The sequence below is a fragment of the Alteribacillus persepolensis genome (assembly GCF_900099605.1).
Lineage (GTDB): Bacteria > Bacillota > Bacilli > Bacillales > Marinococcaceae > Alteribacillus > Alteribacillus persepolensis.
The window spans coordinates 51717-76797 of sequence record NZ_FNDK01000009.1; the positions used below are offsets into that span (position 1 = coordinate 51717).

General features: G+C 40.3%; 26 protein-coding genes. 7 read left to right on the plus strand and 19 right to left on the minus strand.

The genetic code is table 11. The annotated features are described in order from the left end of the window. Positions 1-8 precede the first annotated feature (8 nt). From BLT18_RS08895 to BLT18_RS08920, 6 genes are all read right to left on the minus strand, one after another. Entirely contained in the window at positions 9-818 is an 810-nt protein-coding gene (locus BLT18_RS08895) for an alpha/beta fold hydrolase (protein ID WP_091273150.1), read from the minus strand. Positions 819-861: 43 nt separating this feature from the next. Beyond that, complete coding sequence (locus BLT18_RS08900; RefSeq protein WP_175487441.1) at positions 862-1908, minus strand: DODA-type extradiol aromatic ring-opening family dioxygenase; 1047 nt, start codon at positions 1906-1908, stop codon at positions 862-864. A gap of 50 nt (positions 1909-1958) precedes the next feature. Beyond that, a complete protein-coding gene (locus BLT18_RS08905) occupies positions 1959-2453 on the minus strand; it encodes an aromatic-ring-hydroxylating dioxygenase subunit beta (RefSeq protein WP_245705223.1) in 495 nt (164 codons plus the stop codon). A gap of 17 nt (positions 2454-2470) precedes the next feature. Further along, positions 2471-3745, minus strand: a complete 1275-nt coding sequence (locus BLT18_RS08910) for an aromatic ring-hydroxylating oxygenase subunit alpha (protein WP_091273153.1) — start codon at positions 3743-3745, stop codon at positions 2471-2473. A 98-nt stretch (positions 3746-3843) separates the two neighbouring features. Further along, positions 3844-4863: an amidohydrolase family protein gene (locus BLT18_RS08915; protein WP_175487442.1), complete on the minus strand. Its 1020-nt coding sequence runs from the start codon at positions 4861-4863 to the stop codon at positions 3844-3846. Positions 4864-4889: 26 nt separating this feature from the next. Next, entirely contained in the window at positions 4890-5660 is a 771-nt protein-coding gene (locus BLT18_RS08920) for an SDR family NAD(P)-dependent oxidoreductase (RefSeq protein WP_091273154.1), read from the minus strand. A 247-nt stretch (positions 5661-5907) separates the two neighbouring features. Between BLT18_RS08920 and BLT18_RS08925 the strand changes: the two genes are divergently transcribed. Further along, complete coding sequence (locus tag BLT18_RS08925) at positions 5908-6801, plus strand: LysR family transcriptional regulator (RefSeq protein ID WP_091273156.1); 894 nt, start codon at positions 5908-5910, stop codon at positions 6799-6801. 432 nt (positions 6802-7233) lie between these two features. On the opposite strand, the gene BLT18_RS08930 is transcribed toward BLT18_RS08925, so the two are convergent. Beyond that, entirely contained in the window at positions 7234-7791 is a 558-nt protein-coding gene (locus BLT18_RS08930) for a hypothetical protein (RefSeq protein ID WP_091273158.1), read from the minus strand. A gap of 289 nt (positions 7792-8080) precedes the next feature. On the opposite strand from BLT18_RS08930, the gene BLT18_RS08935 reads away from it, so the two are divergent. Next, positions 8081-9553 carry an aldehyde dehydrogenase family protein gene (locus BLT18_RS08935; protein WP_091273159.1) on the plus strand — a complete coding sequence of 491 codons (1473 nt, stop codon included), beginning with the start codon at positions 8081-8083 and terminating at the stop codon, positions 9551-9553. Between the two features lie 61 nt (positions 9554-9614). On the opposite strand, the gene BLT18_RS08940 is transcribed toward BLT18_RS08935, so the two are convergent. The 6 genes from BLT18_RS08940 to BLT18_RS08970 all read right to left on the minus strand — a co-directional run bounded on the left by BLT18_RS08940 (position 9615) and on the right by BLT18_RS08970 (position 14340). Next, entirely contained in the window at positions 9615-10658 is a 1044-nt protein-coding gene (locus tag BLT18_RS08940; protein ID WP_091273161.1) for a C45 family autoproteolytic acyltransferase/hydolase, read from the minus strand. Between the two features lie 331 nt (positions 10659-10989). Then, positions 10990-11484 carry a DinB family protein gene (locus BLT18_RS08945; protein WP_091273162.1) on the minus strand — a complete coding sequence of 165 codons (495 nt, stop codon included), beginning with the start codon at positions 11482-11484 and terminating at the stop codon, positions 10990-10992. Between the two features lie 660 nt (positions 11485-12144). Next, entirely contained in the window at positions 12145-12321 is a 177-nt protein-coding gene (locus BLT18_RS08955) for a type Z 30S ribosomal protein S14 (protein WP_091273165.1), read from the minus strand. 274 nt (positions 12322-12595) lie between these two features. Further along, the gene (locus tag BLT18_RS08960; protein ID WP_091273167.1) at positions 12596-13732 is read right to left on the minus strand and encodes a zinc-dependent alcohol dehydrogenase; all 1137 of its coding nucleotides are present in this window, start codon (positions 13730-13732) and stop codon (positions 12596-12598) included. 29 nt (positions 13733-13761) lie between these two features. Continuing rightward, positions 13762-14121 (minus strand): spore coat protein, encoded by a 360-nt coding sequence (locus BLT18_RS08965; RefSeq protein ID WP_091273168.1) that lies wholly within the window; start codon positions 14119-14121, stop codon positions 13762-13764. Between the two features lie 12 nt (positions 14122-14133). Beyond that, positions 14134-14340, minus strand: coding sequence for a spore coat protein (locus BLT18_RS08970; protein WP_091273170.1), 207 nt, complete (start codon positions 14338-14340; stop codon positions 14134-14136). Positions 14341-14472: 132 nt separating this feature from the next. Between BLT18_RS08970 and BLT18_RS08975 the strand changes: the two genes are divergently transcribed. From BLT18_RS08975 to BLT18_RS08985, 3 genes are read left to right on the plus strand one after another with little or no spacing between them, the layout of a single operon-like run. Next, the gene (locus BLT18_RS08975; protein WP_091273199.1) at positions 14473-14679 is read left to right on the plus strand and encodes a hypothetical protein; all 207 of its coding nucleotides are present in this window, start codon (positions 14473-14475) and stop codon (positions 14677-14679) included. Continuing rightward, positions 14676-14975, plus strand: coding sequence for a spore coat protein (locus tag BLT18_RS08980; RefSeq protein ID WP_091273201.1), 300 nt, complete (start codon positions 14676-14678; stop codon positions 14973-14975). Before BLT18_RS08975 ends, BLT18_RS08980 begins: the two co-directional genes overlap by 4 nt. Before the next feature lie 29 nt (positions 14976-15004). Continuing rightward, positions 15005-15370, plus strand: coding sequence for a DUF2512 family protein (locus tag BLT18_RS08985; RefSeq protein ID WP_091273203.1), 366 nt, complete (start codon positions 15005-15007; stop codon positions 15368-15370). A 298-nt stretch (positions 15371-15668) separates the two neighbouring features. On the opposite strand, the gene BLT18_RS08990 is transcribed toward BLT18_RS08985, so the two are convergent. The 6 genes from BLT18_RS08990 to BLT18_RS09015 all read right to left on the minus strand — a co-directional run bounded on the left by BLT18_RS08990 (position 15669) and on the right by BLT18_RS09015 (position 22558). Continuing rightward, the gene (locus tag BLT18_RS08990) at positions 15669-16490 is read right to left on the minus strand and encodes a carbonic anhydrase (RefSeq protein ID WP_245705224.1); all 822 of its coding nucleotides are present in this window, start codon (positions 16488-16490) and stop codon (positions 15669-15671) included. A 329-nt stretch (positions 16491-16819) separates the two neighbouring features. Then, the gene (locus BLT18_RS08995) at positions 16820-17740 is read right to left on the minus strand and encodes a malate dehydrogenase (protein WP_139184723.1); all 921 of its coding nucleotides are present in this window, start codon (positions 17738-17740) and stop codon (positions 16820-16822) included. A gap of 326 nt (positions 17741-18066) precedes the next feature. Continuing rightward, positions 18067-19170: a mandelate racemase/muconate lactonizing enzyme family protein gene (locus tag BLT18_RS09000; RefSeq protein ID WP_175487443.1), complete on the minus strand. Its 1104-nt coding sequence runs from the start codon at positions 19168-19170 to the stop codon at positions 18067-18069. A gap of 310 nt (positions 19171-19480) precedes the next feature. After that, positions 19481-20509 carry a tripartite tricarboxylate transporter substrate binding protein gene (locus BLT18_RS09005; RefSeq protein WP_091273207.1) on the minus strand — a complete coding sequence of 343 codons (1029 nt, stop codon included), beginning with the start codon at positions 20507-20509 and terminating at the stop codon, positions 19481-19483. Further along, the gene (locus BLT18_RS09010) at positions 20506-22029 is read right to left on the minus strand and encodes a tripartite tricarboxylate transporter permease (RefSeq protein ID WP_245705225.1); all 1524 of its coding nucleotides are present in this window, start codon (positions 22027-22029) and stop codon (positions 20506-20508) included. Before BLT18_RS09010 ends, BLT18_RS09005 begins: the two co-directional genes overlap by 4 nt. A 10-nt stretch (positions 22030-22039) precedes the next feature. After that, positions 22040-22558, minus strand: coding sequence for a tripartite tricarboxylate transporter TctB family protein (locus BLT18_RS09015; RefSeq protein ID WP_091273209.1), 519 nt, complete (start codon positions 22556-22558; stop codon positions 22040-22042). 187 nt (positions 22559-22745) lie between these two features. Here BLT18_RS09015 and BLT18_RS09020 point away from each other — a divergent pair, with 187 nt between their 5' ends. Beyond that, positions 22746-24380, plus strand: a complete 1635-nt coding sequence (locus tag BLT18_RS09020) for an ATP-binding protein (RefSeq protein WP_091273210.1) — start codon at positions 22746-22748, stop codon at positions 24378-24380. Continuing rightward, positions 24380-25051, plus strand: a complete 672-nt coding sequence (locus BLT18_RS09025) for a response regulator (RefSeq protein WP_091273217.1) — start codon at positions 24380-24382, stop codon at positions 25049-25051. Before BLT18_RS09020 ends, BLT18_RS09025 begins: the two co-directional genes overlap by 1 nt. The last annotated feature ends 30 nt before the right edge of the window (positions 25052-25081 follow it).

A 25081-nucleotide genomic window follows, 5' to 3' on the forward strand; every position in this document is an offset into this window, starting at 1 on the left:
ATTTCCTTTTAGTGATATTGAAGGAAGTCACTCGTTACCCTCACAAATTCTTCAGGATACTCTATCATCGCCCAGTGTCCACAATGGGGCATCACATACATCCACGTATTTTCTAATGTTTCCAGCAGGTGGTAGGAACGCTCTTTTGGCACCATTTGATCAGCCTTTCCATGGACAAGGAACGCCTTGTTTTTAATATTTTTTAAATCTTCATCATCAAACTCAAAAGCAACAATCCCTTCCATGATTGCGTTATAAGCCTCCATCGCTCCTGGCTTTTGTGTTAACCGCAACCTATAATCCACCATGTCCTCACTAACCTCGAAATCTTCATTCGTTAAATTCCGCACAATTTTGTACATATAATCTTTACCAATGTCATAATTTAGAAGGGATTTAAAACCACTAGAATCCGCTTTTGGCTTTCCTACTCCCATAAGAATTAATTCACTGATTTTTTCTGGTTTTCTAATAGCAACACCCAGGCTGGTTAATCCTCCCATGGAATTTCCGACTAAAACTGGCTTGTCAATTCCTAACTGATCAATAAATTGGATTGCTTGATTTACTCTTGCTTCCTGAGAATAAGAAAATGAATTTGGATCAGGTTTTTCTGTTTCTCCAAAACCTATCGCATCGTATGCATAAACATGGAATCCTTTTTCTACAAACTGATTAATTACTTTATTCCAATTTCCCCAAGCATCTGCACCTGCTCCACCGCCATGCAGTAAAACCATAGGCCGCCCTGCTCCGGCCTCCCAATAATGGGTTTGAACTTCTCCAGTGTGTACTGTTTTTTCTTGAATATCAGTCATCTCGACCTTCCTCTCATTCAAAGACTTCCAATTTTATGGTAGATTATTTGTAAACAGCAAACGTTTTACTTGAGTTCATAATGTACGTTTCAATAAATTTACTGTCTGTAGGTTCCTTATACCCTAGTTCTTCCATTGCTCCGAGTAAACACATCCAATTCAACACTTCCTGTTGGCCGCTTTCTTCGATAGCATATGGAGATAAATGCCGCCAATAATCATACTCGCCGTGTACCATCGTGTTGTACAACTTACGGTCTGCTTCTAAGTCTGGGTAAAGGAAATTGTTTTTTTCTACTAAAAAGGCATGAGACCAACTAGATGATGCCACAACTGCTACTCGATATGGGCTTTTTTTGATTGATCTTGCTACTGCTGCTCCCAATTCAAAACAACGTTTAGGGGTTGGGGCGGGAGGGTCCAAATCTTCTTTTGAAAGTTCTTGTGAAAAATCAGGCAACCCTCCTTTTTGCGCAATCACGTTGCGACCGTAACAATTCACTTGAAATGGAACTAATGGAAACTCAAAACCTTTTCTATCATAATCCAAGTAAAGGACGGTATTCATAAATGCGTGTGGCAATCCGTCAAAATGAGCCGGTTCATATGCATAAGCAACATCAAACCCATCTAGAATTAAATCACTTGCCAGTGTCTTTCCTCCAGTTCGATGCCCCTGTATCTTAAATGTTTTGTCGACATCTTCATCCCAAACATTGTTTTTTGCGAATTTGTTTTTTGAGATGACAGAATCATAAGCTCCTATACAAAAGGAAGGAATAATATCCTCTTTAAAGTTTTCATATTGGTCGTCTCCAAAAACAACAATAAAATCCGGATTAAATTCTTCGATTTCTTGACGTAACTTCCGAAACTCTTGAACACATTCTTCACGGTGCTTTTGTGCTGCTGATAGCCCTTCATCATCTCCAAATTCTTCTCTCATTGCTTCAGGCCAGCCAGAAACTTCTTTTAATTCGTCTGGCAAATTGGGATTTTTACGCATCGCTTTTAAAACTGTTGTCATATTTTCATCTTTATTATTTAAAAAAGGAAAGTGAGTTAATCCAACACCTAAAATATCTCCCATCATACATCCCTCCATTTGTAAACATAATCGGATAGTACAGCATTAGTTTCCTAAAGTATGAAACTAACTTTTCCTTGCGGCCTCAAATTATCTAGTTTTAATTTCACTTTTTTCTGTTGAATTTTTATTGCTTGATTTTGAAAAACTAATTGGTATTCATTTACTCCTATAAATGTATCTAAGACCTGTCGTTTGGTGCGATATGTGATGAAATTCGATTTAACATACGCTACGTTGCTTTCCACTTTTTCAATTCGAATATTTGAAATATTATGGAGAGTAGTAGAGTGCGGGAATTCTACATGAGCTTCTTTTTTAAGCAGCCTTAAGGCTCTTTGTTCCAATCTTGCCCGGTCGTCATAGGCCAAAAATACATTGTTCGGAAATTCAGCATCTGGTTCTGTGACAGGCGGGATAATATAGGAACCATTATCGGTAAACAGAGTCACCCATTCTTTCAACTTCCACTCATCCAGCAGTTCCGCTTCATGGTACAAAAAGTTCTCTATTTCCTCTCTTGTGATTTTCATTTCCGTCACTGACATTTTTCTTACCTCCTTTATTATTTAGTCATTAGTCTGTTCCACTGTCTCCAAAAACCTCGCATTTGTTCTTCATCTCCAGAAGCCGGTTGCTCTTTTGTCATCCCTTTAGAAATATCATTCCATTCCACTTCATAATTATTTTCATAGCCTTCCTGACAAAGTTCTAAAGCCTCATTATCATCAGGAGTAGCAAACCCACCTGGTCCTAAAAACTCTAAAAAGTTATCCATACGACGTACATTAAAGTCCTTGCTTTCCTCTACCGGTGCCAATGCGTATCCACTTACTTCCATATATCCTGGACTAATAGGATTAAAAGTTCGGACTGTGATCCCCATAATGTCATTAATCACCAGGTTAGGAAATATTGTCATGTTTCTACTGTTATTGGATATACGATGTGCTCTTTCTTCCCCATACTTCTCTACCAATCGCTTATACGTTTTTTCAATTTCTTTTCTACCGTCTTCTCCCCACGCCGGCATCCACTTTGCAACAGGGCGTCCCCATGGCGCTGTATACTCTACTACCCCGTGACCGTTCCCTAAGTCTAAGCCTACTCCTGTAAAATTATCTTTAGAGAGTTCTCCGCCCCGTGTCGCAACGATTTCAAAGTAAGTTTTGTGCGTTGGAAGACCGTGATAAGAATCCATACTATTTTCACTAAGTAACTTCCAGTTCGCCCGCATACTGTATTCCTGCGGATCACCAATAATTTTCATTCCTTCTTCGGACTGATCTGCAACTAAGTCAATGTACGTTTTGGCATTTCCTAAATATTCTTCTAGAGGCTCTGCTTCGTCATTAAAATTAATAAATACAAACCCTCGGTAGCTATCTAAACGCTTCACTTGTAATAAGTTTTTGCTGCCATCGCAGTTAAAAGTATCTGGAAAAGATTCCTTGTCGGGCAATCCGACTAACTCCCCCTTATTACTAAAGGTCCATGCATGATAAAAACATTGAAATACTTTTGCATTCCCTTTTGATTCCCTGCACACCATCGCACCTCGGTGAGGACAAGTATTATACAAAGCACGGATTTCTCCATCTTTACTACGGGTGAAAATAAGATTTCTTCCTCCAACTTTCCGCCTTCTAAAATCTCCTTTGTTAGGCAGTTCGGATTCATGGCCGATATAAAGCCAGCACGTACTGAAAATTTTCTCCATTTCTTCATCTAAGATAGTTTCGTTTGTAAAGACGCTGCGATGCACCTCAAACTTTTCGTTTGTATGATCTTCCACTACTAAATTAGTTTTTTTCTTCTGTGCTATTGCTTTATTATCCATAAAAATAACCTCCTTTTTGTTAGTAATCGCTTACAATTCTCTCTGTAAAATGAACTCCACTGTGTTTCAATCTCCTCCTTTGCCACGTACTATAACTCTCAGCTTGTTATAAACGCTTCGCTTGATAGATGCAGAAACGACAAACAATTTTTATACGCTATTTTTTCCCATTCCTCTGTGTTGACTGACAAACTGTTCCTCCAATGTCCGGGATTTTTCTCTCGAATACTAAATGGATAATCCGATCCAATAACTAATTGATTAACCTCAAATATATTTAATAAGTTTTCTAAACTTCTAGAATCATACACTAATGTATCGAAATATAATTTTTTAGCATAAAACTCGGGGGATTCTCCACTTAATTCATAAACATCTTTAAATTTGCTCCATCCCGCATTCAATCTAGGTAAAATGGATGAAAAGGCTCCCCCGCCATGGCTGGCTAGTATTCTTAAATCAGGGTATTTTTGTAATATTCCGCCTGTGATAAGCGAGGCCAGCGCAAAAGCTGTATCTGTTGGAAAATTGATAAGTGCCTGTAATACCCCCGGACCAACTATTCTATCCGTTCCGGCTGGGTGCAGTGGATGCACAAAAATTGAAAAGCTCTGTGCCTCAGCCTCTGCAAAGAAAGGTTCAAAGAATGGATCACCAATCGACCTTCCATTAACATGAGTCCCAATTTCCGCACCTTGTAACCCGAAGTCCCGCTTCAACACGCTAATTTCTTTCGCCGCCAATTCTGGGTCTTGAAGAGGCAGCATCCCTAACCCAAAAAACTTTTTAGGATTTGTCCGTATGATGTGAGACAATTCCTCATTGATCAAACGAGAGAAATCTAATGTATCTTCAGGATCAAACCAGTAAGACAGCAACTCTGGCATAGGTGATAAAACGTGGGCATCTACTCCTTCTGCGTCCATGTCTTCTATACGTCTTTTTCCGCTCCAACATTGATCTGTTATCGTTCTGAAATTCTTCCCGGAAATCATAATATGTTTATGAGATTCACTGCCACAGACACATTGTGATATGGGCCACCTATCCCCGCCAAGGCGGTTTGTCATATTCGGTATATTTTCCGGAACGAAATGAGTATGAACATCAATAATCAATACTATCACTCTCTCTACTATGTGGATTACAGCATAGTGCTGCCACCATTAACACTAATAACTTGTCCAGTAATAAAGGATGCTCGCTCTGATGCTAGATACCAAACTGCATCGGCAACTTCTTCCATTTTTGCTGCCCTTCCCTTTGGAATAATATCTATATACTTTTGGGCCATCTCTGGATTTTTTTGTTTAAAATTTTCATATTGTTCTCCTTCAACAGCAGGGGGTGCTATTGTGTTTACCGTGATATCATAAGGTGCAAATTCCCTGGCAAGTCCTGTAGTTAAAGCGTGCCCTCCACCCTTAGCAGCGTTATAAGCAGCATGCTGCCATAAACCATTTCGAACGGAGTCTGCCCCAACCATAATAATGCGACCATAGTTTTGCTCTACCATATGAGGAAGAACGTAACGACAAGGCCATATGACTGTCCACAGATTACGGTCAATCGTTTTCTTCAGTGTTTCTGCATCATGTTCCAAAAATGGTAAAATAACTCCTCCACCAGCGTTATTGACTAAAATATCAATGTTTCCTAGTTGATCTACTGTTTGCTCTACCATGTCCATAACATTTTTTTCCAACGATAAATCTCCTAAAAAATAATGGCTTTTTACATCATGTTGCTCCGCCACTTCCTCACAGACTTTTTTCGTTCTCTCTTCATTCATACCAGTGATCATAACGTTAGCCCCTTCTTCCCCCAGCCGATGAGCGATGGCTGTTCCAATCCCATTGGAAGAGCCGGTTACGATAGCTGTTTGCCCTTCTAAGGTACGATGTTGAATCCCCATTGCTTACTGCCTCCTTTGACTTTTTCAAAAATTCTTGTATTATCATTAGTTAAAACGCTTACATTTTAAAGATTTTAATTTACAGGCTTTTTTAATTTAAAGAATATATAATTATTATTTAATTTATTTTAATATTTCTAATATTTGATACCTTAAGTATACAGCCTTATTTAATTAAAATGAAATTGTAATTTTCTTTAATATTCTTATATTTTTTAAAACATTTTTTTGAGATGGAGGGAAATTCATGGATTATGATCAACTGCTAACATTTATGATGATTCGAAAGCACCTTAACTTTTCACGTGCTGCTGAAGAACTATTAGTTACCCAGCCCACCGTTACCGCAAGAGTCAAAAATTTGGAAATAGAGCTTGATTGTAAATTGTTTAATCGAGAAGGCTATAAACTAGCTATTACAGACGAAGGTGAACTTCTAGCTGAATATGCTGATCAGATTTTAAATTTGATGAATCAAGCAAAATCTGCTGTTCATGTTTTACGAGAACCAACGATGAAGATTGGGTTTGCTCCTGGATTTTGTCAATCAGTGATTCTTTCAACCATTGAAATATTAAAAGACAGGTTTGATGTCTCTATCCATTTAATTGAAGGTGATGATTCTGCAGACCTTTTGGCTAAAACACTGAACAAAGAGCTAGATATTTGTATCGTACGAAGTATAAAAAATTTATACAAAGAGTTACAAGCTGATTATTTAACAGAGGATAATCTTGTTCTCATTTATCCACGTAATGAAAAATGGGATAAGAAAACAGAAATTACCACAGCTGATTTAAATGGAGAAGTACTTATTCCATACAAAGTGAAATCACCACTATTTGATGATATAAGGAAAGAAATGATTGGCATCAACTATATTGATGAAATGGAAATTGGCAATATTGAAATGATCAAGTCTATGGTTAAGAAAGAATGGGGGATAAGTATCATTCCTCTAAGTGGAATTGAAATCTCAGAAAGAGACGAGTTGGGAATCTTTCCTCTTCAAAATATACTTACTAATGTTGAAAACCGAGTGTATGCTGTTCATCACAGGGAGCGATTCACTCCAGAATATTTTGAAGTTCTAAAAGAGGGGATTAAAGATTCTTTATCGCTGAATAAAGCACCTTTATAAGACATTACCATAAATTTCTCTCTTGATAAGAAAAGCGCAAGCACCTTGAAAGAAGAAAGTTCGGCTAAGAGCGTCACGTTGTGTGGGCTTAATCAGCTGGGCGCTTGAATAAGATTAAAAAAACGCCAACTTTTATGCTTTTCTATCCGTGTAAAATGAGACTGGGACAAGTCCAGAACAGGTTGCTCAAAAGCCGAACAATAAGATATAAAAGCATATTTTAAGCAAACGTCGTCCACATACAGAGACTCCTGCGGAAAGCGACGTATGTTGGGAGCAGCGATAGAAATTCTTGTGATAAACAAATAATCCGAACTGATTTTTCATAAATCAGTTCGGATTATTATATGGTTCCTATACTTGTATCCCGGCCTCATCAAAACTTTTCCATCTTTTTATACCTATTCCAAAACATATCATTCATTCAAACATTTAGTAAAAAAACGGGAAAAAGAGTCGTCTAAAGAAAAAGTATGGATAACGTCTGCGCCGGAAACGACGAAATCTTCTTGGGTATCCGTATCCATACGGAGGATATCCCCCGTAACCGAAGCCAAAACCATATGGCGGCTGGCGGTCCATATCATTGTCATCTCCTGCAGGTTCTAACAAATAGACGTTGTCATTGTCAACATCTTCAATAATGCCATCATATATCTGGCCGTCTGTTCCTTCCATTTGTACCAAGTGATATTGATACCTTCTGCACAACTCAGGCATATTGCGCTGCTCAGCTGCTGAGCGTTCTCCCTGCTGCTCTGCTGGATAATTCGGATAAGTACCTGCATGGGGCTGCTGTGCATAAAAATGATAGGCTGGGCTATACCCGCGATAATCTGGCTGAACGTGTACAGGGTAAAACGCAAACGACGGTGCAGGACTATAAAACGGTGTTTGTTGAGTACCAGGGTAATAATCTGGTGTCATCGGAAAATGCTCTTCTTCTCTGCTGTCTGACTGTCCCTTTTGATTCATGAATTCTTCTTCCATATGATGATCCTCCTAACGTTTTTCTAGGCTGATACACTTTACCAATGTATGTCTGGGAGGACGTCCAAGTGACAATATACAATAATGTACAATTTTTTGCTGGCTTATTATTCATTGTCCATGATGTACATTTGTTCTGTCTCCCCGGCACAACAGCGGTCCGTCCTTACCCCTGCTTTCTATTTTTTTTGCAAAACAAACTCTTTTCGAATAGCACACGCCATATTGGAAACCCTATCATTGGTGTCATAACTCGTGAAGCGATAAACGAAAAAAGGCAGGGATGCTTATGGAAACATATCAAAATCTTCATCAACACTACATTGCAGGGAAATGGAGAGATGGAGGCGGATCGTCAATCAATGAAGTGACAAACCCATATAGCGGTGAAGTGCTTGGGAAAATTAAAATGGCCACTGCTGACGATATTGATGAAGCTTATACATCTGCACGAAACGCTCAAACAGAGTGGGCCAAACGAAATCCTTTTGAACGTTCCTCTATTATCGAAAAAGCAGTTCACATTTTGGAGGAACGACGAGAGGAAATCGTAGAACATTTAATCGAGGAAGGCGGATCGTCTCATCTAAAAGCAAATGTGGAAATCGACTTTGTTATTGCGATTACCCGTGAAGCTTCCTCTTTTCCACTTCGGATGGATGGCCAAATCGTCCCTTCCCTGATAGCAGGAAAAGAAAACAGAATTTACCGCAAACCATTGGGCGTGGTCGGGGTAATCGGCCCATTCAATTTCCCAATGTATTTAGCGATGCGCTCGGTCGCTCCGGCTCTAGCTGCCGGCAACGGCGTGGTCGTAAAGCCGGACAGACAAACAGCTGTCACTGGCGGCTTCTTGATTGCCAAAGTCTTTGAAGAAGCCGGCATTCCGAAAGGATTGTTAAATGTTCTTGTACCTGACCGAAAAGAAACAGGGGACGCTTTTGTAGAACACCCTATCCCTCGGTTGATTTCTTTTACAGGATCTACCCCGGTCGGCCGGCATATTGGAGAACTTTGCGGCAAACACATCAAAAAAGCGGTGCTCGAGCTAGGCGGTAACAACGCATTAATCGTCCTGCATGATGCAGATATAGATCGTGCAGCAGGGTCCGCTCTTTTTGGCAAATTTATGCACAACGGCCAGGTTTGTATGGCCATTAACCGCATTATCGTACACCGTGATAAATATGAAGAGTTCGTTCAAAAGTTTGTGGATAGCGTGAAAAAAATAAAGGTGGGAGATCCAAAGAATAAAGAAAATCTGATTGGTCCGCTGATTAATAGAAAATCAGTAGACGGTATTTTAGAAAACATCGAAAAAGCAAAAAGCCAAGGAGCGGAAATCGTTCTAGAAGGAAAAGCAGAAGGAAATATCCTTCACCCTTATGTGCTGACCGGAACCAACGATGTGGCAACCGCGAAAAATGAAATGTTTGGGCCAGTGGCTACAATCATACCTGCTGACAGTGACGAAGAAGCTGTTCACATCGCCAATGATACCCAGTACGGTCTCAGCGGTGCTGTCCATGCAGGTTCTGTGGAAAGAGGTGTAGAAGTTGCCAAGCAGCTTCACACAGGCATGGTACATGTCAATGACCAAAGCGTCAACGATGAACCGCTGATTGCGTTCGGCGGAGAAAAAGACTCTGGACTTGGCCGCTTTGGAGGAGAATGGTCCTTAGAAGAATTCACTACTGTGCAATGGATATCTGTACAAAACGAAAAGCGCGACAATCCATTTGAAACGGATTATCTGGATTAAAAAAAGACTCAAGAATGTTGGATGGACCAATGTTCTTGAGTCTTTCATTTAAGCACTTTTTTTATCCCATATTGACAAACGGGTGAGAATAATCAAGTTCTCCTTTGATTCGTTTGATGTTTACATTGTCTCCTTTAAGCCACTTAGAAAAATCGAAAATAACTGGTTTTCGATCGGGACCAATCACAAACCATGCTTTTTTCTCTTTCGGAAAGTACATCGACGTGTGAATGGTGCCTGCTGCTGCATCATATTTTTTTGAAAACACGCCATGAGCAGGGTCATTCATTACTTTGAAAGCTTGATAAGCACTTTGTGCATCCTGCTGCTGGTTATGTATGACAGCCTCCCGGCGGCGTGTTTCCTCTTGGCGGTAACGGTTTTCTTTACTTAGCACATGAAAATGGTTCGTGCATACGCTCGACTTTCGTACAGCGACTTGCCTAGGAGATGCTTCCACAACATAAGACGCTCCATCGGGGTCTAACAAAACATAACTAAACGAATGTCTATGCGGAACAGCTTTCAACAAGGAGATGGCTTCTTTTACATTGGCACACGTCTCCAAAATAAGGCGGCCAATCATATTGCACAGAAATCCGTCTCCTGATTTTGTTCTGTTGGTGAAGTTGTACCCCATCACTAATCCTTTTTCGTTCATTCCATCGATTCGTCCTGTTATTTGCATTGATGGTCCAATCACCGCAAATCCTTGATCGGACGGTTCGTACAACACATAACGCCCTTCATAACCTCTCGGGTGACTGTCATAATTGCGAATCATAAAACGAGAGTCAGTAAAAATGGAACAGCCGCTTCTCGTATACTCTAAATAATATCCGCCAAACAGACGAAACGCCTTGTCCATGTTCATATGAAGCGCATCAGCAAGACCGCGAATTTCATCTAGTATGGCTGGTGCAAATGTTAGCATTATATCTTTATATGTTACTGGATCAATCAAAAAGTGGCGATGCTGCCTTGGTCCCCATTGTTTTTCGCGATTCAAGAGAATCGGCGAATCCTTTAGAAGCTTCCCTTGCCAATAACCAAAGTCATAATGGGTGCCCCTGTATTGGAAAACATCACTGTAAAACTGTTTCATCCTGTTCATTCCTCTTTCCCTTTCACCACGACAGTGAATAATACCCATATCATAGTCTAAAAGCAGAGGGGCACTCAAGGGATGCGCCTGTTCCTCAAAAATATTATTCCTTTTACGATGATAAAGCTACACATTTCTCTTTTAAACCATCTGACATCCTTGTTTCAACCGTTGAAAAGACAGCTGTGCCGTCTTTCGTTCATATCTTCATCCCCGCTTACCTCATGATCACTGTATAAGAAACGCCGCTGTCCTGTTCTATTAATACAAAAAAGTCCATCCGAAGCCTGTGAAAAAGGCTCCAGATGGACTGCACGAATGCTGTAATATGTTATTGCACTTTTGCCAAGTGGCGCAAGATTTGGTCATGATGGCCAACAACGTGCTGCACAATTAAGTGATCAATTAAGAATGATAATGGCTTCCCATCAAAATTTGGATTATAGCTTGGTGCTTTAATGTCAAGATCTTCTTCTTTCACTTTTGACAGTGCTGCTTCTACTTTTGGTACTAAGTTTTGCAGATCTTCTATCACGTCTTCTCTTTTCAATTGATCTACAACGCTTTCTTTTACCGCCACTAAACGGTGTACATGTTCATGATTGCGTCCCCATTTTCCATCAGGCACAATTAATAATGCTTCTAGGTCATCGACCCAAAAGTCCACAGCTTCTACAACGTGGGCAGCAATTTGCATGGCAGACCATTCTTTTTCAGAAGGTTTCACATAGAGAACGGATTCATCTGTCTTGTTTAGAACTTCAACGATATCAGAAATACCCTGTTTAAATACTTTAATGTTTTCATTCATAGCTGCTGTTGCCATTACAAAGAACCTCCTAAGATTATTGATAGTGGATGCATTCCATCCTCATTATAAATGATATAAGGACAAATTGCATAATAAAATCTCAATTATTCCAATTCTTCAACAAAAACCAATATATTTCGCATGGAATAAACCTTCCTAGTGCATCACTTTTCCCCTGCTGTCCATTATATAACCTTCCACTAATTCTTTTTCGAAAAATTTTTTGCTCAGCACTCCCATATAAGAAAAACGGTGGTTGAAAAACCCGCTCAGCCACCGTCCTTGTCACCGCAGACGCTGCTGCTTTAGAACGCATCTGCTGCAGACGGGACGCTTTCCGCGCGTATGGCCCCATCCTCCTCGAACGGTGCTGAAGTGCATGCCCCGTTTGCGGGATCTTCGTCTCATGCTATTCCCGCAGGAGTCGCCCGTATTCCGCTCTGCTTCGGATAGCGTATAGATGAAAACTCTTTAAAATAACAATCAACACATATACTTCCTGTCTTCCAAAGAAAAGCGCAAGCGCCCAGCTGCTCAGGCGTTTGCGCTGGACTATGAAAACACCAATCTTTTATACTTTCTCATCTTATAAAAAAATCACACGGGAGTGCGATGCACCATCCCATGTGATTTCGTTTATTCTTTCCCTGTGTGCAGCTTCTAACGCAGGACTTCCTACCAGCTTGCTTTTTTCACGCCTGGAATTTGGCCTTTATAGGCAAGCTCGCGGAAACAGATCCGGCACAATTTAAATTTACGAAGAACGGAGTGAGGTCTTCCGCAACGTTCACAACGGGTATATTCTTGTACCTTGTATTTTGGCTTCTTTTCCATTAAAGCTTTTTTCGCCATAACATAACCTCCCTTTTATTTATTGGAAAGGGCAGGAGAGCGTTTGACTATTGTATCTCTTTCCAGCAAATACGTCAACATATTGTATATCATCACTTCTTTTTTATAGTTATTTATCGAAATCTTGTTTTTCATATATGTTAATATGTACCAGCGGAGAAAAGTAAACAAACGGGGCTCAGGCATTTTAAACAAAAAAAAGGAATTGGATTATCGTTATCCAACTCCTTTTAGATGCGAAAGCTTCAATGACTCTATGGAATTATACCTCCGGCTACGGTTTTAATACTACTTTGATACAGTCTTCCATTTTTGTATCAAATATTTCGTATCCATATTTGGCTTCTTCTAACGGCAGGGTGTGCGTAATAATGTCACTTAAATCGACCTTCCCTTGTGAAATAAGGTCGTGTACAAATGGCATGTAGTGAATCACTGGTGCTTGTCCGGTTCTAATATTTACGTTGCGCTGAAAAATATCGCCAAACGGAAAAGCGTTATACCGCGAGGCATACACGCCGGTCACTTGAATGTTCCCGCCTTTTCGCACCGCTTGGCTCGCCATTGTTAATGCCCCCATCGATCCTCCGTGAAGCTTAAGCCCCGTCGCAAGAAACTCCAGGTCTGTCATCTTCCCGTCCATTCCGACACAATCAACAACGACGTCCGCCCCGCCTTTTGTCATATCATGCAAATATTCTCCTGCGTTATCGTACTCTTCAAAATTAATGACTTCTACATTATTCGTACGCTTCGCATGCTCAAGACGATACCCAACGTAATCGACGGCAATAACCCGCCCTGCCCCTTTTAACCAGGCAAATTTCTGTGCCAGCAGTCCAACCGGACCGCAGCCTAAAATGATAACCGTATCTCCTTTTTTCATGCCGGAGTTATCTATACTCCAATAAGCTGTAACACCAGCATCGGCAATAAGCACTAAATTGCTGTCGTCCACTTCACTGCTTTCAGGAATCTTATAAGGGGTAAAATTCCCATATGGAACACGCATGTATTCAGCTTGTCCGCCGGGGTATCCGCCGGTGGTCCCCGAATACCCGAAATATGCCCCCATCTCTCCGTTATCATTTGCATTGTCACACTGGCTTTCTAATTCATTTTCACAAAACCAGCATTTTCCGCAGCTTACGTTAAACGGAATGACAACGCGGTCTCCTTTTTTTATTGCTGTTACGTCAGGACCTGTTTCTTCTACAACGCCCATTGGTTCGTGACCGATAATATAATTTTCTTGAATGTTTGGAATCATGCCGTGAATTAAATGTAAGTCAGATCCGCAAATGGCGGTATTGGTTAATTTCACAATGATATCATCCGCTTTTTGAATGCTGGGAGCGTCCACGTCTTTCACTGCAACGTTTTTAACCCCCTGATACGTGACTGCTTTCATCGTCTATCTCTCCTCTATGTTTCCTGCTTTTATTGCGGAGGGGTTGGAAATAATCCTTTACGGTTGTGATTGTCAGGAAACAGCTTGAGCCCGGCGATCTCCACCGCTGTTTGCGCCGCCTGCATATCGAGTGCTTGCTGTGTGCCTGTATCATTGGGATAAAACCATTTTTTCTTCACCATCAAATCCACCACTTCCGCTTGATAATCCATCGCCGCTTCCATTTGATTTCGAATCGTTGTTCTTACTTCTGGACTGGCCGATTCTGTGAGGGCAATTGCGTAGTTCCGTACTGCTTCTTTGACGGAAATTAACAAATCCAGCGCAATCGCTGAATCAACTTGTTCCGGCATTCCGACTGAGTTAACCGGATCTAAATAATCTTCCATAAGTACTCCCTCCTACTGTGTGTTTGTATAGGCATAAAGGCGCTGCAGCTCTTTGATGTCATTAATGGAGAGTTGTACGTTTTTTTCTATCAACGCGCGCAGGTCTTCATCAAACACAATGCCTTGCATCATTTTTGACTTTAATAATGCCACCGTTTTAGCATTTAATAACTCATGACAATCCATGGTTTCATGAAATGACAAATCTTCTCTCCCCATGTCCATACCTCCTCGCGTTTTAAGGACTACTATGTATTTTTCACGATAAATGTTTGTCTATGCATATCAGAGAATAAGATGCCGGGAATGACGCAACCTAAAAACAAAGTGGAAGGAAAGAGGAGTGAAAACATGGCTGCAAAATTAGCTCTGCATGAACGCTTGGAGCTTCAAGAGATTTTAACTTTGAAAAATATCACATTAACAAAAGCATCTACTATGCAAGGCTTAGCAGGTTGTAAAGAGCTGAAAAGCATCCTGGCTGCCGAAACGAACAAAGGAAAGCAGCACGTCGAACAATTAGCGGAACTTTTAAAAGAGAGAGAGGTATCGTCATGACGAATATGCTTCAAAAAGCAGCAGGGATGGCTGGCATGACGGACCAAGTTATCGCAACAGATTTTCTCATTTCTGCCAAATCTGCTGTACGAAATATAACGTTTGCGATAACAGAATCTGCGACACCAGAGGTAAGAGAGATCCTGCGTGCCCAACTGCATGATGCCATCGACACTCATGAACAAATCAGCCAATATATGATGAAAAAAGGCTATTACTATCCAAGCGATTTGGATGAACAATTAAAAGTAGAAGTAAAAGCATCTAAAGCAGCCTTAAAATTAGCGGATGATTGATGCTTATGAGATAAAGAAAGGAGGAGTCCATGAATCACGTTATTGCGTTAGTCGTAAAAACGATTCTTGTGATGTTTATTCTTGTTATTGTTTTATCGCTGATGAACGGTTATCCGTTCTTAAACACTCTGGGATTAAGTTTGATTGTTGTTGGGACTGCTTATATCATTGGTGATTTATTTATTTTAGACGCCACTAACAATACCGTATCGACAATTGCCGATATTGGACTGTGTACACTCGTCATCTGGCTGATCGGCCCGTTTATCTTAAATGAACCTGTCTCCTTTATACTGGCCTTATTAACTGCTGTTCTTATTGGACTTGGCGAATGGTTCTTTCATAAATATGTAGTCAACGCCGTTATTTCCAAAAATCCAAAAGTGTATTCATAAGGAGAATGTCATGTTCCCCTTGTCCTTTGCGCGCACACGAATTTTTTCAGCACGCTGACGACTCAATGACTGAACTATGCTAACATGTTATCTTTTTCTGTCAGTAGAGAACAAGGACAGGTGCGAGGATGATTACTCCTCCCCTGTCCTTATTGATTCGAGCACTAAAACAATAAATTATGTTTTTCCATGGTACACACAACAGGCGTATCATTGACATATCAAACATGCAGAGTGCTGTTACGCCTTCTGCAAGTCAAAAAGAAGAAAACGGCAGTGAGTAAACGTTTCTCTAAGGTTAATTGAGACTTTTCATTATGCCGCGGTCATTCTGCTCTTGAACAGGCCGGTGGTTATCAGGAAAAATACGCTGAAAATCTTCTATTTGCTCTTTGGACATTTCCATTGGCTGTTCAAAAATGCTCCATTTCACTTCTTCTGTACACGGCGGAGTAGTAAGTGAACCATCATAATAGAATGACTCTTGGTTCTCTGGGAGAAGAGCCTGTACGTCAATGGGATCATCTACTGTTATATCTTCTTCCCTTTCTGTTTCTGGAAGGTTCTCCCACGCCTTCGAAAGCTCTTCATTTTCCTCTCCTTCCTGCAGCATTACTCCAAGCACCGCTAGTTGGCCATTTTCACCTTCATGAACGAGGTGAAGTTCCATTTCATACTTTTCCCCATTAAATTCGTGTTCACTTGGTGTGTGAAAGTGAAACTGCGCGAGTTCGTATTCTTTTTCATCAATGGTGAGGCGGTTGACTTCTGATGGATTTTCCGCTTGAATGGTATGTCCATTATGAACAAAGGTAAAGACAGCAGGCTGATAATTAATTTCCATGTTCCCTGCGTTATCCTCCCCCTCTGCCACTTGGGAAAACTCAATATTAACAGGTGATTGTTCATTACCATTGACACAGTCCGCATACGCCGGATCTAAATTACCCCAATGCTCAGGTCCGGTCTCTCCGCCGTAAGACCACTCTTGTTCTTCTCCAAGCCTCTCTTCTTCATTTGGAGCATTTGTTTCTTTTGTACTTTCTTGACAGCCAGCCGCAAAGAAGCTTAATGAAGCGGCTAAACATGACCCTATCAGTTTGTAGGACATTTGCTGCATTTCACTCCCTTCCTTTTTACACTTCATACGTTACAAGATGAAAAAGAGACAGCAAATATGGTGAAGTAAAAAACATACATTCAGTAAAAAGGAACCAAAAGATAAGAACTAGTGGCAAGAAAATCAATAAGCTGATCTTACAACATGGATATATTGCACAGCAGCCGATTTCTGTGCAGTAATATACATCGCTGGGGAAAATCTCTTGTTGAAGAATCTAACAGCAGATATTCACTTTTGAATGAAATGAAACGACAAAACCCTGTTTATCTGATCAAAAAAGACAAATCAGTATTACGTTGAATTTTACAAAACATGGCGACATTATTTTATGAGTGAGCCATATGTGTTAACAGAGTTGTTCGAATCTTAGCGGCAGATTTTTCAAAAGCACTTTGTTCGTCACTATCCAACTCCCATTCCTGTACTTTTAATATTCCTTTTTTGTTTACAGTAATAGGCACACCAATACTGATATCGTGTTGTTGATACTCACCATCCAACACACTAGATCCGATAAAAGATGTCTCTTCTTCGTCCAGCACAGCGCGAACTACTCGAAGAATGCCTACCCCCGTTGTCCATCCAGTTGTCCTTGGAACATTCAGACTATTGAACCGAACGAACCATGTATTTATCTCTTTATTGATCTCATCTTTTTGTTTGGCTGTAAATGTATACGGTGTTCCATTTTTTTGCACTTTAGAGAAAAGTGGTACTTGGGTTTCACCGTGTTCTCCGATAACTGGAGTATAGAAATTACTGCTAAAAGGTTCAGCCGGCAATACTTTTCGAATGGCCCACTCGAATCGGTAAGAATCATTTAAATTGTATCCAATTAATTGGTTTCTGGAAAATCCAAATTTCTTATAAAGATAATAGTTCAGTATATCTACAGGATTTGATGCTGTAATGATAATGGCATCCGGAGCATAGGAAGCTGCCTTTTCACCAATCGTTTGAAATATTCGGAGGTTATCTGCTAAATAGGCATCTCTAGAGGTTTCATCATTACGATTTGGCACCCCCGCGGTAATAATTACAACACTTGAACCGATTAAATCCTCATACTCCCCCCGGTAAATATTTTTTCCAGGAAAAGCATTCTCCAAATCCATGATATGGTTATTCAGTAAGGCTTCATTCACGTCAATAAGACAAAGTTCATCGGCCGCATTTGTCAAGGAAATCGTCATTGCACATGCAGACCCCAATGTTCCAGCAGATCCTATAATTGATATTTTCCTCACGCGTATCACCTCTTTTTCCCTGTGTATACTTTCTTTTCAATTTTTTCCGTTATGAAATAACATCATTGACCGATACTAAAATGTGACAAGTGACATAATTGAAGTTCCGATCTGAATATTTGGGGACAGCTAAACTGATGAAACAACTAGACACCAGAACTTCTTTTTCACCAAACTCCTGCCGACCCAAAACGGGCCGGCTAAGAGTGAGAGAGACTGTAGAAAACAGGATAAATCATCCGTATCCTAAAGGGAGTCTTCCTTATACACGTAAAATGATACGCTTTTGGTGCAAAGTCCAGAGCTGGCTGCTCTTTCTGTTCCCGTCACTCCTTAACCATCGTTTCTTCTGCAAGAGTTTGATTGAGTTCAATGCCTAAACCCGGTTTTGTAGGTGCTGCTAAATATACACCATCTTCTCCTCTTTCTTCTATTAACGCTGGACCCTTAATAAGCGCATCCTGAAAATAAGATCTGTCCCCGGTGAAATACTCAATCCATTTTACATCTTCTAAACCACAAGCAAGATGAAGATGAATCTGCTGAAGGTTCCAAGGAGAAACTGGAATACGACGAGCGGAAGCATAATTGTACACCTTCAGCCAATCAGTGATGCCCCCAGTTGCCATTGCATTAGGTTGTATGATATCGATAGCTTCCTGATCAATAAAATGGCGGAACTCCGTTAAACCGCAGTTTTGTTCTCCACCGGCGATATACGTCGTACCAGCGTATTCTCTTATACGTTTATAACCAGCTACATCTTCAGGCGGTACAGGTTCTTCTAACCAGTAAAGATCGTAAGGCGCCCATTTTTTTAACATTTGAATAGAAGTTTCTACATCCCAGGAACCATTAATGTCTACCATCAATTTCACATCTGGACCAATCGCTTCTCGAGTAGCAGCTACACGCTTTGTTGCTTCATCCAAACTTACTGCTGATAACCCACCTCGAATTTTAATAGCTGAATGGCCTTTTTCTACATAAGCTGCCGCCTTTTGAGCTAATTCATCCGGGGGGAGCTGCTGCCCGACATTGGCATACGTTAGTACCCGCTCCCGCTTATAGCCAAATAAATCAGCTACCGGTACGTTCATGAGTTTCCCTTTGATATCCCAAAGGGCAAAATCGATAGCAGCAATGCAGTCGCGAATCATCCCTCGCATACCAAGCCGCCACGGTGCATCAAACATTTTTTTCCATAATCGTTCCGTTTGAAGAGGATCCTCTCGAAGAACTATATTCCGAAAATTCCGACGTAAAAGAGTAACAGCAACGTCACTTGTTTCTCCGTGAGGAAAAATTGGAGTGCTCAAAAAGCCGGTACCTGTTATATTTTCATCTGTTTCTACATAAACAACCACGATTTCATGACCGCTAAATCCCATATCCGACTTTCCACGCTGGACATATCTTTCAACTTTCATATCAGTTATTTGCATATAGTGTGCACAGGAAAAATACTGTGCTTCCTCCCTTCTCAATCTTTGAGATTATTTCAACCATCATTGTACAAAAGTCACATACTCATACACCTGTTACTATCTTTCCTTTACCTTCCTTTACTTTCTAAAAGCGCAAATAATAATTAGGCAGTTCTTCATACACTCATCATTTTCCACTCATATCGAAGCAAATATCAGCTCTTTCATAACAAGAATGCAGATATGTCAGACAGAATTCGAAAATTAGTAAACAAGCTTCCTATAACCAATCGTTCGAATATGAAAAATATAATCACTGCTGATTCAGTTCTTCTGATAAATCTTTGTAGACATTTATCTCTTCCTCTAAGAAAGATTGATAATCTTCACTATTCATCCATCCATCCTTCAAATGAAGGTATTGGCTCTCTACAAATTCCTGGTACCGTTCCGTCTCGAGTGTTTGTTCAAGTGCGTCTTCTAATATTTTTTTAATATCACCGGGCACATCAGCGTGAACAATAAATCCACGTGACATTCCACTTACTATATCCCAGCCGGATTCTACAGAAGTAGGGACGTCAGGATATTCTTCCACACGCTCTTCTGCAAAAATAACCAACATTTCAAACTCGCCTTCTTCTAATAAAGACAACGCAGGTCCAGGCTCTTCAAGTAAAACATCTACGTGTCCGCCGGCAAGGTCCGCATGCATCTGGCCAGCATCTTCATACGCTACGTAATTTAAATCAATGCCAGCTGCTTTTTCAAATTTTGCTACAGTTAATTCATCTGTCCCCATAGAAGCTGTACCACCAATAGACACTTCTCCGGGGTTTTCCTGGACATGCTCAATGAATTCCTCAATATTTGCAAATGTGCCGCTTTTGACCATAAGGGCATAGGTGTCATCATGCATACGAGCCAGACCACTAAACACATTGTCCTCGATATAATTTGGAGATTTACCAGTTGCCATATTTACTTGCGTATCTGAATTTGTAGGAAGCAATGTATAACCATCAGCTGGAGCAGTGGCTACTTCCTGAGCAGCCACTGATCCGCCGCCGCCGGGCTTGTTCACTACATTTACATTTGTACCTAGAATGTCAGATAATTCCCTAGCTACAGCCCGGGAATATACATCTGTGCCACCGCCTGCCCCGCCTCCTGCAATAATTTCAATATCTCTCTTTGGATAGTCAGCAGCTTCAGCAGATGTTTCTTCGGCGGTTCCTGTCTCTTTGTTATTATCCTCTTCTTCCTTTTCTCCCTCTGTGCATGCTGCCAATAAAACTATGAATACTAACACCATGACTGCCATCCACTGTTTCGTTCTCATAAAGAATGCCTCCCATTATTGTTTGTTATTGTTTTTTGGTCTTTTCTATTAAAAGCTTTTTTCACGATAGGGAATACGAGAGCCAATAACGCTAATGCCAACAATACCGCACTGATTGGCCTTGTAAAAAAGATGCTGATATCTCCATTTGCGGCAACAAGAGAACGCCGGAATTGTTCTTCCACCATCCCTCCTAGCACAACTCCTAGAATAATAGTTGCAATCGGGAATCGGATTTTTTCGAGTCCAAATCCTAACAGCCCGAATATCAGCATGATCATCACATCAAACATGGAATTTCTTACAGCAAAGGTGCCTATCACACATAAAACAACAATATATGGACCGAGTACAGAATATGGAATTTTAACGGTATAAGAAAATAGCTTGATAAATGGTTTTGCTAAAAAAAGTATTAGCAGGTTAACAACAATCAAGCCAGCAAAAATGGAGTAAACCATTTCCATTTCATTGTCAAAAAGCATGGGACCAGGTTGAAGCCCGTGCAAAACAAAGGCTCCTAAAATCACTGCTGTCGTTGCACTTCCTGGAATACCTAATGCCAAAAGCGGTACCATAGCTCCCATTGCTGCTGAATTATTAGCAGATTCAGGAGCAGCAATACCTTCTGGTGTACCTGTTCCGAATGTTTCTGGATGTTTCGACCAGCGAACCGCTTCACTATAACTGAGCAAAGAGGCAGTTGTAGCACCCACACCCGGAAGTATACCGACAAACACTCCAATAATGGAGGACCTTCCCAGAGTTGTGGAAACCTTTCTTAACATTGGTAAATCCAAAAGACTTTTGCTGAGTTTTTTCATTTTTCCTTTCGCTTTTGATTCTTCCCTTGATTTTCTAAGCACTTCAGAAATGGCAAACAATCCTATTAAAATAGGGACAAAATCAATACCTGACATCAGCGTAGTCGAATGAAATGTAAAGCGATTGGCACCAGTCATCACATCGATTCCTATCGTAGCAACAAATAAGCCAAATAGTACTCCTATGAGGCCTTTTACAAGGTCTCCGCCGCTTAAAGATGCTACAACGGTTAGCCCTAATACAGCTAAAGCAAAATATTCAGGCGATGAGAAACGCAGAGCAAAATCTGCTAATATCGGTGTGAGGCCAATAAGAAATACAGTTCCGACAATTCCTCCAATCACTGAACTGACAATAGCTAGTCCAAGTGCCTTTTCAGGGTGGCCTTTTTTCGCCATAGGGTAGCCATCAAACGTGGTAGCTATCGCTTCAGGTGTTCCTGGTGTCCGAAAAAGTACAGCACTAATCATCCCGGAAAATACCGATGCTGCATAAATTCCCGTTAGAAGAAGGAATACAGGCGTTGTTTCCATGCCGTAAGTTATTGGGAGAAGAATCACTACAAGCATCGCTCCACTAATGCCAGGCATTGCTCCTCCGATAAAACCTATCGCAACAGCTAAGAGAAGCATCATGAAATGAAACGGGTGAAGCAGCTGTATAAAACCATCTAACAGAGCACTAACTTCTCTCACCTCCTATCAATCAATAAACAAAAATACTCAATGAGCGAAATATGCCTGCCCCTCGCGGAAGTGGAACACTGAGTAATACAATAAAGATATAGTTAAACACGAGGCTGCTTGTAAGAGACAGAGTGATTAGTTTGCCGATATGCTTTAACCCTAAGACAAATGCAGCAGCCAGCATAAGCAGCGGTGTGGCGACAATGAAGCCTATTACTGGTAAAACCAGCACATAACCAGCTGCGACTGCTAGTACTATCCAATGTTTATATGGGTATACCACTTCCATCTCTATGGGGGTTTCTTCCGTCTGTGCTTCAGCTGTTTTATCCATTTGCAAACCTGAATGTTTTTTATGCTTTATCAATTCTTTGATTAATAAAACCACCCCCAGTATCAGCATTAAACAAAGAATGACCAATGGCCAAGCTCCAGGTCCTATTCTTTCTACACTACCCATTGGCAAACGAACAGCCTGAATCAAAAAAAATCCTGAAAATACAATGACGATAACTGCTAGACTAATATTGGCTTTCATTCCTAATCCTCCTTAAAGTAGAGTGCCCCTTCCCTTCCAAGTAAGCGCCTGCAAAAACCAACATTTTTGTCCGTATAATATATTTTAATTTTAATAAAATTCAATAAATTTTGTTGTTAAAAAAACTATTCTTAATTATAATTTAGTTACTAAAAAGCAGATTTATTAAAAAGGAGGGGTTAGGTGCTTGTTATTAAGAAACGTTTCTAAAAATCTTTCTCTTCAAACAAAAATGATGATTTATATTACCAGTATCATTGTTATTTCTGTACTAATCATGGGTGTTTTTTCTTATCGGACCCTTCATCAAGCAGCAGAAGAATCCACGTACTATTATCTGGTAAAAGCTGCAGACATTTTGTCTAAATTAGACATTGTAGAAGATACACTTCAAAACCAGGTTCCTGCCAATAATCTTCAAGCATCCTACGAAGAATTTTTAAAAGAAGAAGGGAACGAAGATAGTATATTTATCGTGTTAATTGATCAAGAAGGAACAAGATACACTCATCCCAATTCCGCCCTCATAGGAGAGAAAATAACAGGAAATGATGTGAAGCAAGCGTTTAATGGACAAACATATATTTCAAGTGCTGATGGCATATCTGGACCTACTATTCGCGCGTTTGTTCCAGTAAATGACTCAGAAACTGGTGAACAAATAGGGGTATTCTCCGTAGGCGTTTTACAACAAAGCATTTCTGATATGCTTCTTAAATACTTACAATCTCTTAATGCTTGGTTAATTTTTACGATCATTTTTGGAGCTGTTGTTGCCGTATGGATGGCCCGCAGAATAAAGAAAATATTACACGGGTTTGAACCACGTGAAATAGCCGCTCTCTTTCGGGAAAAAGAGGCCATGCTGGAGTCAATGAGCGAAGGAATTTTGGCCATCGATAATCAAAACCGAGTGACTCTTTTAAATCGGGCAGCCAAAACCATTTTAAATATTGACGATCAGCTGATTGGCCAAAAGCTGGAACGTTTCCCGCAGTTACAACCTTTTGCCCATTCTATTAATGACCGCACCGTTTGCAATAAAGATATTGAAATAAGAGTAAATAACGTCATTATCATGGCTCGTTACCAATCCATTGTGTTAGAGCATCAAGTGGTACATGGAACAATTATTTCCTTTCGTGATATTACTGCAGTCGAAGAGATGGCTGAGGAATTAACTGGCGTACAGCAATACGTGGATGCTCTTCGTGCCAAGACTCATGAATTTATGAATAAATTGCAAACGCTTTCAGGATTGGTTGAGTTAAAACGCTACCAAGAAGTGAAAGATTATATTATTCAAACAACTCATCAACAGCAAAAAAAGATTCATTTCTTTAAAAAGCATATACAAGAACCTAAGTTGACTGGTCTTCTTCTTGGCAAATGCCAGCAAGCCGAAGAAACAAATACGTTGATACATTTCACCCCGGGCAGCTCTATTGGCAAGCTCCCAGCATCCTATCCAGTCAACAGTCTCGTCTTAATTATCGGCAACCTAGTACAAAATGCAATCGAGATTTTGCGTGAAAACGACAAAGGCGAAATTATCATTACCCTGCTTGATGAAACGGAAAACATTCACGTCATTATTGAGGATAACGGTCCGGGTATCGAGGAAGAGAATCTGGAAAATGTCTTTAAAAGGGGATTCACCTCTAATGGCCAAGGACGCGGTATAGGGTTATCCCTCGTAAAATACCATGTAGATCAATTGTTAAAAGGCAGCATTATGGTAGACAGCTCGGTAGGGGAAGGTACAGCATTTTACCTGACTCTTCCTAAAAGGAATTACTTACCGGTAAAGGAGGAAGCGTAATGACAGTAAGAACTTTAATCGTAGAAGATGATCCTATGGTTTCAAGTATCAATGAAGAGTATCTGACAAGTGTTGCAGGTTTTATTCATGCAGGTACTGTAACTAATGGACGTGATGCATTAAATAAAATAAAGTTAAAAAATATTGATCTCCTCCTGCTTGATATTTTTATGTCAAAAATGGATGGCCTTGAGCTGCTGCGTGAAATTCGCCGAACTAGTGAAAAAGTAGATGTCATTATGATCACTGCAGCGGACTCCCCTGAAACCATAGAAGAACTCATGCGTTTGGGAGTGGTGGATTGTATTTTAAAGCCATTTGATTTCGAACGTTTTGAAAAAGCTCTTTCTCATTATAAAAAAAGGGCTTCCGTTTTCCGCAGAGCAACTTCTATCAACCAACAAGCTATAGATCAATTAAATAATCATGAAAAAAAGAAAAAAGAGGTGCTTCCAAAGGGAATTGACGCCATTACGCTTGAAAAGGTACGTTATCAGTTAAAGACAAATAAAACCTCCTGTACGATACAGGAGTTAGCAAGTCAAACACGCGTCTCCAAAATTACAATGCGTAAATATCTGGAATATCTCTCAGAAAACCATGAGATTAAGCTAGATTTAGATTACTCCACTAAAGGACGGCCTTCTAAGCTTTATTCATATATCGGTTAAAGTGAAAGGAATTTCTGTTACTTGCAGACA